Source organism: Syntrophorhabdales bacterium, assembly GCA_035541455.1.
GTDB lineage: Bacteria > Desulfobacterota > Syntrophorhabdia > Syntrophorhabdales > WCHB1-27 > JADGQN01.
Window position 1 is genome coordinate 1 of record DATKNH010000153.1, and the last position, 12402, is coordinate 12402.

13 protein-coding genes are annotated in these 12402 nt (G+C 52.3%); 6 read left to right on the forward strand and 7 right to left on the reverse strand.

The window, feature by feature from the left end:
* Positions 1–184 precede the first annotated feature (184 nt).
* Together ltrA and VMT71_16380 are read right to left on the reverse strand one after the other, a co-directional pair.
* Positions 185–1717, reverse strand: coding sequence for a group II intron reverse transcriptase/maturase (gene ltrA, locus VMT71_16375; GenBank protein ID HVN25545.1), 1533 nt, complete (start codon positions 1715–1717; stop codon positions 185–187).
* 578 nt (positions 1718–2295) lie between these two features.
* Complete coding sequence (locus tag VMT71_16380) at positions 2296–2505, reverse strand: hypothetical protein (GenBank protein HVN25546.1); 210 nt, start codon at positions 2503–2505, stop codon at positions 2296–2298.
* Positions 2506–2976: 471 nt separating this feature from the next.
* Between VMT71_16380 and VMT71_16385 the strand changes: the two genes are divergently transcribed.
* From VMT71_16385 to VMT71_16400, 4 genes are all read left to right on the forward strand, one after another.
* Entirely contained in the window at positions 2977–3198 is a 222-nt protein-coding gene (locus VMT71_16385; protein HVN25547.1) for a hypothetical protein, read from the forward strand.
* A 667-nt stretch (positions 3199–3865) separates the two neighbouring features.
* A complete protein-coding gene (locus VMT71_16390; GenBank protein ID HVN25548.1) occupies positions 3866–4414 on the forward strand; it encodes a universal stress protein in 549 nt (182 codons plus the stop codon).
* 65 nt (positions 4415–4479) lie between these two features.
* Positions 4480–5001, forward strand: coding sequence for a universal stress protein (locus VMT71_16395; protein ID HVN25549.1), 522 nt, complete (start codon positions 4480–4482; stop codon positions 4999–5001).
* A 98-nt stretch (positions 5002–5099) separates the two neighbouring features.
* A complete protein-coding gene (locus VMT71_16400; protein ID HVN25550.1) occupies positions 5100–6263 on the forward strand; it encodes a DUF6051 family protein in 1164 nt (387 codons plus the stop codon).
* Between the two features lie 243 nt (positions 6264–6506).
* Here VMT71_16400 and VMT71_16405 read toward each other — a convergent pair whose 3' ends face one another.
* Together VMT71_16405 and VMT71_16410 are read right to left on the reverse strand one after the other, a co-directional pair.
* Positions 6507–6758, reverse strand: a complete 252-nt coding sequence (locus tag VMT71_16405; GenBank protein HVN25551.1) for a hypothetical protein — start codon at positions 6756–6758, stop codon at positions 6507–6509.
* A gap of 351 nt (positions 6759–7109) precedes the next feature.
* Complete coding sequence (locus VMT71_16410; GenBank protein ID HVN25552.1) at positions 7110–7481, reverse strand: hypothetical protein; 372 nt, start codon at positions 7479–7481, stop codon at positions 7110–7112.
* A gap of 491 nt (positions 7482–7972) precedes the next feature.
* Here VMT71_16410 and VMT71_16415 point away from each other — a divergent pair, with 491 nt between their 5' ends.
* Positions 7973–8317 carry a hypothetical protein gene (locus VMT71_16415; protein ID HVN25553.1) on the forward strand — a complete coding sequence of 115 codons (345 nt, stop codon included), beginning with the start codon at positions 7973–7975 and terminating at the stop codon, positions 8315–8317.
* Positions 8318–8400: 83 nt separating this feature from the next.
* Here the strand turns inward: VMT71_16415 and VMT71_16420 are convergent, their stop codons facing one another.
* Positions 8401–9771, reverse strand: coding sequence for a radical SAM protein (locus VMT71_16420; protein HVN25554.1), 1371 nt, complete (start codon positions 9769–9771; stop codon positions 8401–8403).
* Positions 9696–10130, reverse strand: coding sequence for a hypothetical protein (locus VMT71_16425; protein HVN25555.1), 435 nt, complete (start codon positions 10128–10130; stop codon positions 9696–9698). The genes VMT71_16420 and VMT71_16425 overlap by 76 nt, the downstream gene beginning before the upstream one ends.
* A 556-nt stretch (positions 10131–10686) precedes the next feature.
* Here VMT71_16425 and VMT71_16430 point away from each other — a divergent pair.
* The gene (locus tag VMT71_16430; protein HVN25556.1) at positions 10687–11058 is read left to right on the forward strand and encodes a hypothetical protein; all 372 of its coding nucleotides are present in this window, start codon (positions 10687–10689) and stop codon (positions 11056–11058) included.
* 147 nt (positions 11059–11205) lie between these two features.
* Here the strand turns inward: VMT71_16430 and VMT71_16435 are convergent.
* Positions 11206–12402 (reverse strand): benzoate-CoA ligase family protein (locus tag VMT71_16435; protein ID HVN25557.1); only part of this gene is annotated, 1197 nt, incomplete at its 5' end.

Sequence of the window (12402 nt, forward strand, 5' to 3'; positions counted from 1 at the left end):
CGAGCCAGAGCGAACTCCTCTTGTCGTCGATCTGTTTCAAGCCCTCATACTGTTTGATGGCGGAGACATTGGCCAGATGGACGCGGTAGCCCTGGTCCATGAGTAGAGTAGGCTACGAGCGCCGTGTGATCTTGCAATCACCGGTTTCCCGTAGCCTCTCACCGAACCAAGCGTGCGCCTTTCGTTACGCACTTGGCTCTCCGGAGATCAAAGCGTATTCGGGTTGTCGCATCCATCCCCGTTTGAACCGTTGCACAGTGAGATATCCCATAAGAAACTGTTCTTCCTTTCCCTCGCGCCACACCCTGCATCCCGGGTGCACGGAACTGGACCGGTGATACCGCATGATTACCTTCAACCTTGCGCCGGGATGCTTCTTCCGGATCCACCTGTAGAGCCTGTCTCTCACGTACTGATCATTGCGATGAAGAATAGGCTTCGCCCCCGCACAGAACCGGTAAAAGTAGCTCCAACCCCGGAGAATCGGATTCAACTGCCGAAGCAGTGTCTCAAGCGACCACGTGGTCGTACTGCGGGTCGTCAGCTCCTTAACCCGGTGGCGGAAGTCCTTTACCTTCTGCTTGGGGATCTCGATCCTTGAACTGTATCCGTAGCGGTCATCCCACTTCATACGGATTCTATGCCCTAGAAACTCGAACCCCTTATCGGTGGCGGTAATACGCGTCTTTTCCTCCGATAACACGAGAGACGCGGTCTCCTTAAGGTAGCGTGCAAGGGACTCTTTTTCTTTCACGGCATCGTCGTACGTCCCTGATACGAGGACCACGCTGTCATCTGCATAGCGGATCGGGAAGAACACCGGCCTCCCTGCCTTTCTGTCTGTCATACGCGCATGCCCGGCTGCCTCTATCCCGTCGCAGGTGCGACGGGACCTTAACTTCTTCTGGTGATGAACCCACCGCTCATACTTCTCCTCGATCACACTGAGTGCGACGTTCGCGATCAGAGGCGAAAGAATCCCACCCTGCTGGGTCCCCACGTCGGTACGGATGATCTGATCCTCCGAGAGGACACCCGCTTTCAAGAACTTGAGTATGAGCCTGTTCACCTTCCGATCACCTGAGCGGCGGCGGATTCTCTCCATAGCCTGGTGATGCGAGATCTGGTCGAAGCAGCTCATGATGTCTGTCTCTATAACATATTGGCAGGGAAACGTAAGTCTTTTGCCTTCGTCGGCCTTGCCGGTAGGTCTCATTGCCAAACGGATGTGTTCCAAAGCACCGTGACAACTGCGCCCAGGCCTGAAGCCGTAAGAGACATGCCAGAACCGGGCTTCGAAAAGCGGCTCGACGATCTGCTTTACTGCACACTGTACGATACGGTCCTTCACGGTAATTATCCCCAGGGGCCGGAACTTCCCCGGTTTTCCGGGCTTGGGTATCCACACCCGTCGGGAAGGACTTGGTTTGTACGAGCCCGAGTGGAGCTCATCCCTTATCCTCTCCAGGTATGCGTCTACCCCTCGCTTGCGGATACGCGACACGGTCACCCCGTCGATGCCCGGAGTTCTTTTGCCCCTATTTGCGGCGACAGTTCTCCAGGCGCACCGCATATTGCGGCTATCAACAATCCAGTTCCACAAATCGCGGTAGGTACCCTCGGGGTGCTCCCGACTCCACTGATACAGCTTCCTCTGCACGCTGAGTAACCAGGCTTTGTCAGCCTTTGCGTCTGTGTTCGCAGACTTCTCCGTCATCGAAAGCGTATCGACCTCCTGCCCCCCTTCGCCATGTGGACGGCTTTCCCGTCCTCAGACTAGTACGGAGGCTCCGCCCCGCAGCCCTCCATCCCCGGTCTCCACGGATAGCCTGCCGGCAGCAGGCGGGCGGACTGCAGTTCCCATGTTCCTGATCCCCGACCTCATTGAGTGCTTAGGTGGCATGCTTTACCCCTTGCGGCACCGGAGAGTGGGATAGAAGGAGTGACCCGCTTTCAGGCACGGGCTTATTCGTGCCTATCAGGTAGAAACGCTCACTCTACCCGAATCACACCGCATTCCTTGAGCGCCATCACGCTACAACCAAGGTTGCTCGTTAAATCAAGAGGCTTCAAACGCATGCTTCGTTGTCTCACCATACACCCGGTGGTAGCCCGGCCGCGCGGTGATGGCCGCGTTCCGGTACCTTTAAGACCGCTCTGCTTATGACACCCCGCCGGTGGAACCCGGCTGAGCTTTGCGGCCCCCTTCTGCCCAATCTCCTCCATCAGGCAGGGCACATCTTGTGCCGGTCGGGAACCGGCAGGTACAGCTCTTTATGTTAAAGCGCCATACTTTCATGGCGCACGGCCGTCCACGAGCCAGTACCAGTTAAAGGTAGACTCGACGACAATACCTTCTGTATCCTTCTTGAAAGGATCGAGACCGGAGAGGATCAACGGGAGCTCGTTTCTGAACCGCTGCTTGTGGAGCACCGTGTTCTCCTCATCAACCATGCCGACGTACGTGTTTGTTGCATGTAAATCCATGCCGACGTACACTTTCATTGGGGCACCTCCATGAAAGGATTTGAGAGTTCTTTTCACCATAGTACAATTTCCTCTTGTCTATGGCGAGGTGCCCTCTAGATGATTATCAGGTGACATATTTAAGCAGAACAACGAGCGGTCCCGTATGTTATTCTCAGCCCTTTGTTTGTGATACATTCATAATGTGACGCCTCTCCCCTGCCCTCCTATGCCTCCGTTCTTACCGCATCTATCTTATCCCCGATGCGGCATCGGCCGATAAAGAAAAAGAGGCTGACCTGCGGTGGGGTTTATCTGTTCCGTTCGTACAAACACGCCGTCGAGAAAAGAACAGTCCTTCTAGAAGCTGGCCTCCCGCGGCTTCTTTCTTCGCCCTCAGCGGCAAAGCCCTCTCCCAAAGAATGTTGCAGCTAATCTTCAGGACATACCGACTGATAAAAGCAAAAGAACTGATCGAGTGAGATACGTCGATCGAAGGAGGCAGCAAAGATGGCCAAAAACACCAAGCGAAAGTTACGCAAATTGAAAGGCCGGCTGAACGAGGCGAGACGCGGACTGGCGAAGCTACATCCTGTCACGCAGGGTGGTCGTACTGCCGTAATGCTTAATGGGGCAACGCAGTATAGTGTTCAGAAATCAGCGTTGTCACCAGCCAAACCGAACTTATCGCCCAATGAGATAGACACCTTGAAAGCAGTACTCGGTTTCTAAAGGAGCATCAGCGACAAGGTGTGACAAAGGCCATCTCCTTCACCAGCTTTTCGCAGTCCCAGGTGAGGCAACAGAGAAAAAGTGAGTCTGCCGATGAAGCCGGCCATTTGGTCCTCTCATGACCCAGAGGAGGAGCGAGTCGCAACTAACAAATCGCCAGGACCGAAAGACTATTTGTAACCGATGTGCTGCCACAATCAGCGACTAATCTATGAGCCGTTGCGGCTCTAGAAAAAAGGCCAAGTAAACTTCCTGGTGTGACAACCTCATATCAAAACCCGGTAAATATACGAAATGGGGCAGGTATTTACTTTTTGGTGTTTTTCAATCGAATTTCCCGGATCTTCTTCAATCGTATCATAAGGATATTCTTTTTTTAACTGAAGCGAGGCAGACCAACTACTTGTACACTCAGGATTGCACCGGAAACTAGCTTTTCTTGTATACTGCTGTTCATGGCACGCCTGTTGTATCGGAGTCTTAGAGGTAGGTACCAAAGAATATGAAGGGTACATGCGGAATTCACCCGGTGTATAAGAGCCACGCTTAAGAATGCGGCTTAATAGCTCCGGATACCCAAAAGCAAGTGCAACAGGAGAACTGACGAGGAACCGGTGTCTGCAATTTCATAATAACCCAGATTAGGGTAGAAAGAAGGAGGAGAGCGATGATTCCGGAAATAAAAAAGATTCTGTATGCCACTGATCTTACGAAGAACTCGGCCTATGCATTTTACTTTGCGGCCGATCTGGCGCGAAAGCATGATGCAACAATTGTAATCCTCCACTGCATGGGATGGATCCCGCCTGAGATATACTATGAAGGAGGCTTTGTGGACCTGGACAAGGTCATGCAAAAGGCAAAACAGCAGGAGGCACGGGAAGACGTCGCCGAGATCGAGAGGCGGCTGCAGGAATTCAGCCGAAAGGTAGTATCGACGATCGGCTCGCCGGATGTCGACTTCGTATCGAAGATCATTGTCAAGCCCGCATATCCTGTCGAAGAAATCCTGAATATCGCCGATGCCGAGGAGTGCGACGTGATTGTTCTCGGTACCCATGGAAAGGGATGGTTGAAACAAACCTTTGTGGGGAGCACTGCGCGTTCGGTACTGGAGAGAACGCGCAAGCCCATGTTCATTATACCGCTGCCACCTGAAAAGACTGATCTTGATTGGGATGCAGCTGACCCAGACCTTTCTGAAAAATTGGCATGAAACTGCCGTTGGTCTGGAGCTCACGAAGGTAGTCTCTGCCCGAGAAGTAACGGAGGAGGCGAGGCATGGTACCACACATAAAAAAAATTCTCTACGCTACCGACCTTACGGTTAACTCAGCCTATGCATCCTATTTTGCCGCTGATCTCGCGAGAACACATAACGCAGAGATCGTAATTCTCCACTGCGTAGAGGCGATCAGTCCCTGGGTATACCTCGGAGCAGCCGCCCGCAATTTCCCTCTGTTCCTGCAAGAGGAAAAGGAGCGCAAGGTGCAGGAAGACATGGCAGAGATCAAGAAACGGTTGCAGGAATTCAGCCTGAAGACAGCGTCACGCTTCGGCCCCAACCCCCAAAACCTCGTGTCCGAGATCATCGTCACCGCAGGATACCCAGTGGAAGAAATCCTCAACGTAGCGAGCACGCGGGAATGCGACATCATCGTCCTGGGCACCCATGGAAAGGGATTATTAAAGCAGACCTTTCTCGGAAGCACGGCTCGTTCAGTGCTGGAGCGGTCTGTGAAGCCGGTCTTCATTATTCCGCTGCCTTCCGATAAAGCATGTATGCGTGGGGAGGTACTCTAGAGAGGCCTAGCCTTTGACAGCACGAGAGAGGGGTTTGCCTCCTGTGACAAGCATTCAGGCAATGCCTGCGGGCCTCCAGCATAAGAGGGTAAAGAGACATGCGCAGGAAGACTGTTGGAACGAACCAAGATTGGGAGCTTCCAGATGTTATCGAGGAGAAGGCTCTCTTCACCTCCCGGGCTTCGCATTACCTCCTGCCAGAAGACCGTAATACAGAGAGCAACGAATGTTTCATGTTTCCGGTCTTCAGACCGGCGGGTCAGACATTTGGGGATTGCTTGTTCCTCGGCCACGGTCTCAACGAAACCTCATACCTCAAGCTGAAGTACTGGGCGAAAGCCCTCTGCCACAACCTGAGAATGCCCGTCTTGATATTCCCTCTTTCCTTTCATGTAAACAGAAGACCCTCTTCGTGGCTCATGAGGATGCGCAGCCTGTACAGATCGAGGTCACAGATCAACGAGAATCGCTGTGCCTCTCCCTTTAATGCCGTCATAAGCCACAGATTTGCTGAAATGCCGGAACGTTTCTTCCGGGGTGCGCTGCAGAGCTACTGCGATATAAAAGATCTCACCCTCCTAATGCGGAAAGGACAATTTGAAACGATGACCGGAAGAGGGGAGCAGATCCTTGCGCCGACAGCCAGAATCAATTTCCTCGGCTATTCGATCACTGGCTATCTTTACCTGGCTCTGGTTATGCTTATGGGGGACGACCTCTTGAGCGATTCGCGAGTGGTGCTCTTCAGCAGTTGCACTCACATTCGGGACATGAACCCAGTCAGCGTTCTTGTCATTGATGAGGATGCGTTCCGCCGGTCAAAACAATTCTATGAGGGAGGATACAAAGAACAGGCATCCCCTGAATTCCGCTGCTGGCTGCATGAGGAAGAAACGGGATTATGGTTCAAACGGCTCTTCTTTAACGAGGGCGGAAGAGATCGCCTACACGATGCTACCAGAACGCTCTCTAATCGGGTTCTCATCATAGGGGACCCACACGATGAGGTCTTTCCCCTCGAAGCCACAAAAGCGAACCTGGGTGGATTTTTGCATTGCCGTGCCATGGCGCTCGGGAGGCATGAATTTCCGTTCAATATTTCCGACTTGAAGGAGAAGAGTTTCCAAGAACTTGCTGAAGAAATCAGGGGGAGTGAATTTCCATCCGAGAACTATCGGAATACATTTGTCGAATGGGTTAATGCCGTAAGAGATTTTTTGTGTCCGGCCTGCGCCGTCGTCAGTGCTGACGTCGAATCGTAATCCTCAACTTCAAGGATTGCATTCGGATCCCTTCGCCTTATACCAAACCGTAAAATGGGTTGCTTCATTTCATCTATTTTTGAAGCACGCCCGTTTGGGGTCAATGGTAACCAGGCATGTGGCAGCTACGCAATCCACCCCACGTTTTGATACTAAAGGTCCGGTCGGATGTAGATGTGATCTCTCCGTTTTTTCAATGTCACCCTTCGGCGTTGCGTAAGCTCCCATCTTCGGCCAGTAACGTTAGGATTTTACCACCGCCTGATCTGATTGAGAAACTTGCAGCTCGGTCCGAAGATGCAGGTTGTTCATAACGGTGCATGTTTCCGGCAGTCTTTTCAGGATCTTCCTCGTTCTCTTCTCAGCGAAGACTCCCTTGATTCTTACGAAGGAGTATTTCGCGACGATTACGACTGAGAGGAGAAGAACCACCGCGAGAAATATCTTAAACAGGTCGAATAGCAGTGTAAGGGACGCTGCAATAGCTTGATTCACGAGCTTGCCTCACATCCACGCTGGTCCGTTCTGCTGTGATGGGGCCATCCGGTGTTTCAGCTCACGTCCTTCAAACATCCCGCCGTGTTCTTTGTCGAAGGTAGAGAAGATTCACTTCCATCACGTCAGGCCAGCCCTTCGCTCTTCTTGCCGTCCTTGAGGGGTACGAGAGCCTTGTAGCCTACCACTCTGATCTAGGAGAATCCCTTGCTGAATTCCGGGTTTCCTTCTGCTCACCCTTAAGATGTCGTTCCACTGCTGGAAGGTCGTTGAGCCAGTAACTCGTTGTTGCTGCCCAACCGAGCGGCGCAATACTCTTATCGGCCTATCACCACTCCTCCGTCGTGCTCGCTAGTCCGTAATCAGGACTTCCCATGGTGCAGCTCCCGCTGCGGCCTTCTTTATTCTCGTGACCCAGTTCTGTCCCTCGGCGATCACACCCTCACCGCTGACCTTATCGCCAACCTTAAGATTGCTCAGATTTCCATACCCCGCCTCGTACGTGGTGAATTCGAAATTTCCGAGGTAGGTTTTGTCTCCAATCCTCACGACCGCAGTCTGATACTGCGGATCCACACTCTGGATCTCTCCCGTGAACTTAAATTTTTCATTCTTACCAAAAGCATCTGACGGCACGGTCATGCCCAGCCATATCTGACCGTACACTGAACTCGCCAGTGCCATACCGATCACGACCGCCACTAGAACCAATATTTTTTTCATATTCCTGCCTCCTTTGTTTAGTTTTGGTCGCCTCGCACAGGAGCTCTACCATACGAGAGCAATCACAATGCCACCGTAATTGATTGGAAACATTGTCCATTGGAAATCGCACCTAGCGATTTTTCGTGAATTAACGATGGATATCAAGGGAACGGCCTTTCGAGTACCCAACGAAAGATCCTCGGAAAAGATCTCAAAAGTACATTTCAAGGTTTTGCTCAAGAATTTTGCCAACGCCCTCGGGCAGATGCAAGCATGGGATAGGCGGTAACCTCCTTCGCCCCTCTTCAGAGTTTGCATTAATGACAAACGAGTGAGGAGGATGGTTATGCGATTAATCCCAACACCAGTTTCCCTTCTTTCGGTTGTAACCCCGGACCAGGTGACATACGGCGTCGCAAGTGCAATACGGTTCTCGTTTTTAGTCAGAGTCATGCTGTTTTTTCATTGTGCGGCAGTTCGACCCGGATATTATGGAGAATGATATCTCCATGAACCGCACGACAAGACCGCGACGCACGGAGAAGGACGCCGCCTTGCGCAAAGAACGCAAGAGCGCGCGCGTCGAGCTGCGGAAAGACGCTGCCCGGTTGGCGCGTGAGCGCGACCGCCTCAGCCTGCTGCTGGAAATTAACAATCACATTGTCAGCAAGCTCGAACTGAATGAACTGTTTCAGGCTGTGGCGCAATCAACGCGCAAGCACTTCGGCAACGGCATCACCTCATTCTTGCTCCTCAACAGGGAGACAGGCTGTCTGGAACGCAAGTTCCTTGATTTCAGGCCAGCCGGGGCTTTCTGGAAAAAGTTGCTGTCACCATGCCTTCGGAGTTGTTGAACGAATGGTGGCGCCTCCGCAAACCAGTGCTCTACTCACCCGCGGAAACAGGAATACCACCGGCCCTTCGCGCAAGGCACATCTCAGCCGAGATCGTAAGCCTCAAAAAGGCCATTTGTGAAAGCTAATTTTTCGTATTCGCAGAAATCATCCGAAACATCTATTCTGCCCTTCTCATAAAAAGCCCTCGCCCGACAAGCACCTCCGCAAATAAATCTGACAGCGCATTTCGCACACCCTTCTATTTCTGTCACAATAAGCTCCCTGCAGGCTTTGAGTTTTTGCGATGTCTGGTAAATGAGCTCTAATGACTGCTCTCTGATGTTGCCAGCGAAAAATTGAGGTAAATGCAGCAGGTGGCATGGATAGACGTCACCTGTAGGTGAAATGCTGATTTCAGCGTCTCCGATCGAACACTTTGCAATTCTTTGCTGCTTGGCTTTTTGCAGGGATGAACCTAAATAGCTCATTGGATTGACGCCTGGTATAGAGGAGAGAGCCTTGTAGTATTCACGGCCTGTAATCGCCAAGCGCCTGTTCTTCTTCGCTCGTCCGGCGTTAAACAGGGGAGCAAAGGAGAGCAGGGAACCGAACCTCTTTACCATAGCCGTTATGTTGTTAATGTTTTTCTTTGTTACCGTCATTGAAATTTTCAGCTTGGCATTCTTCTTCACAAGAAGATCTATGGATTTCATAGTTCTTGCGAAAGCGCCATTTCCTCTGTGCCAGTCATGGATTTTTGGGTAGGCCCCATCTATGCTGATTTTTATAAGGTCGAACAACTCAGAAAGAAGGTCAGCAGTTTTGACGTCTATTAAGGTCCCATTTGTGAGAAGATGAAGTTCATTTCCTTTGCTTTTCGCATAGTGCGCTACATCAAGTATATAATCAACCAGGAGAGGCTCACCGCCTGTGAAAACGATCTCAACGTTCTTAGTTAAGTCGTTTATGGAATCAACGACGGTCATATAGTCTTTGAGGCAAAGTTTGCTTTTGGAGTCATTTCTCTCCTGTGCGTAGCAGTACACGCACTGGAGGTTGCATCTGTCTGTGAGATTCAGATGAATGCAATTGAGATGATACGGTTGCGAGCGGTCGGATTGATTGACAGAATCGGAGAAAAAGCTTGTGCTTGAAAGCACCTCGTGAAAAAAGTTGGCTACCTCCTCCCTTGCGTCTCTCCGGGCTGCCCTCGATACGATACGGCCGATGTCACGTACCGTTCGTTCGCCGTTACAGAGTTTTAGAGCCGCTGCTCCGTTAGCGTTAACAATAATCCAATCAGGAATCTGCGGGTTCAAAAAAAGATACTTCTCTTTCTTTCGCTTCGTAAGAACATCGGATGGCAGCTTAAGTCGGGTCTCCAGCAAATCAAGATTCATTGTCCTCCCGCGCAGCCGTAGCCCTCTCCGCATCTGCCTCCGCCGCCCGCGCAACCGGAGCCCATGCCGCATAGACCGCCGCCGCCATAACCGGTAGCACCTTCGTTACTGCCCGCGCAGCCGTAGCCCATTCCGCACTGGCCTCCGCCGCCCGCGCAACCGTAGCCGGCACCGCAGAGCCCGTTGCCGCCGTAAACAGTAGCATCGTTACTGCCCGAGCAACCAGAGCCCGCTCCGCATACGCCCCCGCCGCCCGCGCAACCGGAGCCCATGCCGCATGCACCATACGCTGTTGCAGTGCCAACACAGTTTCGCATCTTGGCTATTCTAAATCCCTCATCTTTCCTCAGGGAGAAAAACGACCCGATGCCGAAGACACTCAAACCCAATATATACCTGATGAACTCGCCTCTGCTTATCTCATTTTTCATGTCACTACCCCCGCGTCTCCAATTGATAAGGCTCATGAGGAACCTTAACAATACGGTAATCATGTATGTCATAATCGCAAGATCAGTGCCAATTCATGGGTTGATACCATTTATTTGATTTGTTTAGGAAATACAGGAATCCTCCCTTCTTGCGCATCAGGGGACGTGTCTCAAAATGAACGAAATGGAGTAACCCACTCTACGGTTTGGTGTAATGCGAGTGCGGCCACATCGCTGATGTGCCGTCCAAAGCCCACATTGAAACATTGCTTGAGGTCCTCAATGACAAGGTCCGCAAGCATGGTTGAAGTATCGACGGAGAGTGCGATGCCTCAGCGAAAGGGCCGGGATAGCTGTGGGGCTGTAGGTGAGGCCGAGTTCTAAGGCATAAGCAGCATTTATTTGGGACTGTTCGCAAATTCTCGGAAACTCGCAAGGGTGCGACTTGGGATGGCGTCAATTTTCGAACCACTTATGACTGGCATTGCAATTGCTTTAGTACGCTATAGGCCCTGCGTCAGGCTACCAAGATTAACGGAAGCAAAGCAGTCAGGATATGAAAAAGCTATCGGTAGGAGTGGCGGTCGTGATTGGTTTGGCAATGGTGGGCTCAGTTTACTCTCAGATATGGCTGGACACGACCGTGCCGCGAGACGCGTTTGTCAGGGACGAAAGATTCAAGTTCACCGGAGAGATCCAGAACGTGGATTCGAAGTCCCAGACTGCGGTCGTGAGGATTGGGGACAAGGCCTACCTCGGGAATTTCGAATTCGCCACGTTTGAGGGCGGGTATTCAGCCCTAAGCCACCTGAAGATTGGCGATAAGGTCAGCGGTGAAGGTGTAATAGCCGAGGGACAGAACTGGGTCACGCGAATAAAGAAGGCCGCACCGGATGCAGCGCCAGGACAGGTCCTGATCAGTGACTAGCGAGTTTGGCCAAGACGCTGATGATTCGCGCGAGATCCCCGGGGCAGGCAAGAAACGGCGAGCGCGTACTTGCATGGTCGAAAAACTCAGCTCAGGAAAGCTTGTTCTAGCCGTGAGCCTTGATCCCTGACCTGTGCCCTGTTTCTCTCAGCGCAGCTTGAACCGCTGTATCTTGCCGGTCGCACTCTTGGGCAGTTCCGGGATAAATTCTACCCACCTCGGATATTTGAATTTTGCCAGACGCTCAAGCGCCCACTTTTTCAACTCTTCTGCAAGCTCCTCGGACGCAGAATAGCCTTCGCGAAGCACCACGCAGGCGAGTGGCTTCACCAGATCTTTGTCATCCTTGCGGCCTATCACCGCCACCTCCGCAACTGCAGGATGAGCGCCCAGACAATGCTCCACCTCAAGTGGGGAGACCCATATGCCACCCACTTTCAGCATGTCGTCTGCCCGGCCCGCTGCGTAATAGAAGCCGTCCTTATCCACGTAATACTTATCTCCGGTATTGATCCATTCACCCTGCATAGTCTGCCGGGTTTTCTCCCGCTTCCTCCAGTAGGCCTGCGCCGCGCTATCACCCTTAACCAAAAGGGTCCCTATATCGCCGTTCGGAACTTCCGCACCTTCCTCATCGACGATTCTGAGTGCATAACCTGGAACAGGCTTGCCGGTAGAGCCAGGCCGCACACCGTCCAGTCGATTGGAAATGAAGATATGAAGCATCTCGGTGGAACCGATGCCATCGAGTATGTTCACCCCGAACCGCTCCTTCCATCGTGTAAAAATATCAGCCGGCAGCGCCTCGCCCGCAGATACGCACACCCGAACGGACGAAAGTTCATGGTTGCCATTCGGATCGGGTCTGGTCCCCCGCTCCTTATCCAGCTTCTCTTTGTAGGCGAGCATCTGACCATACAGCGTCGGTATGCCGAAGAAGACGGTCGGTCGGAATTTTTCGAGATATTTGAACATAGTCTCGGGAGTGGGCCTGCTGGGGCTCAGGACGGCAGCAGCACCGACCGACATCGGCAGATACATCCCATTGCCAAGCCCGTACGCGAAGAACAGCCGGGCGCCGGAAAAACAGATATCATCTTCGGTAAGGTTTAGCACGTTTTGTCCGTAGCTTTGCGAAGCGACCACCATATCATACTGGGAGTGGACGGCGCCCTTGGGAGCACCGGTGGAGCCGGAACTGTAGAGCCAGAACCCCACATCGTCCTTCGTCGTGAACTCAGTCTTAACGGTAGCGGGAGCCCGCCAGTACATCTGCTTGAAGGGAGGGTACACGCCCTGTGTCTCAGAGATCACGATGAGGTCTCTCAAATAGTAGAGCTCACC

What these genes read in the sequence shown, in the direction of transcription:
- ltrA (HVN25545.1), bottom strand. Translation starts at nt 1,717, where the DNA reads ATGACGGAGAAGTCTGCGAACACAGACGCAAAGGCTGACAAAGCCTGG.
- VMT71_16380 (HVN25546.1), bottom strand. Translation starts at nt 2,505, where the DNA reads ATGAAAGTGTACGTCGGCATGGATTTACATGCAACAAACACGTACGTC.
- VMT71_16385 (HVN25547.1), top strand. Translation starts at nt 2,977, where the DNA reads ATGGCCAAAAACACCAAGCGAAAGTTACGCAAATTGAAAGGCCGGCTG.
- VMT71_16390 (HVN25548.1), top strand. Translation starts at nt 3,866, where the DNA reads ATGATTCCGGAAATAAAAAAGATTCTGTATGCCACTGATCTTACGAAG.
- VMT71_16395 (HVN25549.1), top strand. Translation starts at nt 4,480, where the DNA reads ATGGTACCACACATAAAAAAAATTCTCTACGCTACCGACCTTACGGTT.
- VMT71_16400 (HVN25550.1), top strand. Translation starts at nt 5,100, where the DNA reads ATGCGCAGGAAGACTGTTGGAACGAACCAAGATTGGGAGCTTCCAGAT.
- VMT71_16410 (HVN25552.1), bottom strand. Translation starts at nt 7,481, where the DNA reads ATGAAAAAAATATTGGTTCTAGTGGCGGTCGTGATCGGTATGGCACTG.
- VMT71_16415 (HVN25553.1), top strand. Translation starts at nt 7,973, where the DNA reads ATGAACCGCACGACAAGACCGCGACGCACGGAGAAGGACGCCGCCTTG.
- VMT71_16420 (HVN25554.1), bottom strand. Translation starts at nt 9,771, where the DNA reads ATGCGGCATGGGCTCCGGTTGCGCGGGCGGCGGAGGCAGATGCGGAGA.
- VMT71_16425 (HVN25555.1), bottom strand. Translation starts at nt 10,130, where the DNA reads ATGAAAAATGAGATAAGCAGAGGCGAGTTCATCAGGTATATATTGGGT.
- VMT71_16430 (HVN25556.1), top strand. Translation starts at nt 10,687, where the DNA reads ATGAAAAAGCTATCGGTAGGAGTGGCGGTCGTGATTGGTTTGGCAATG.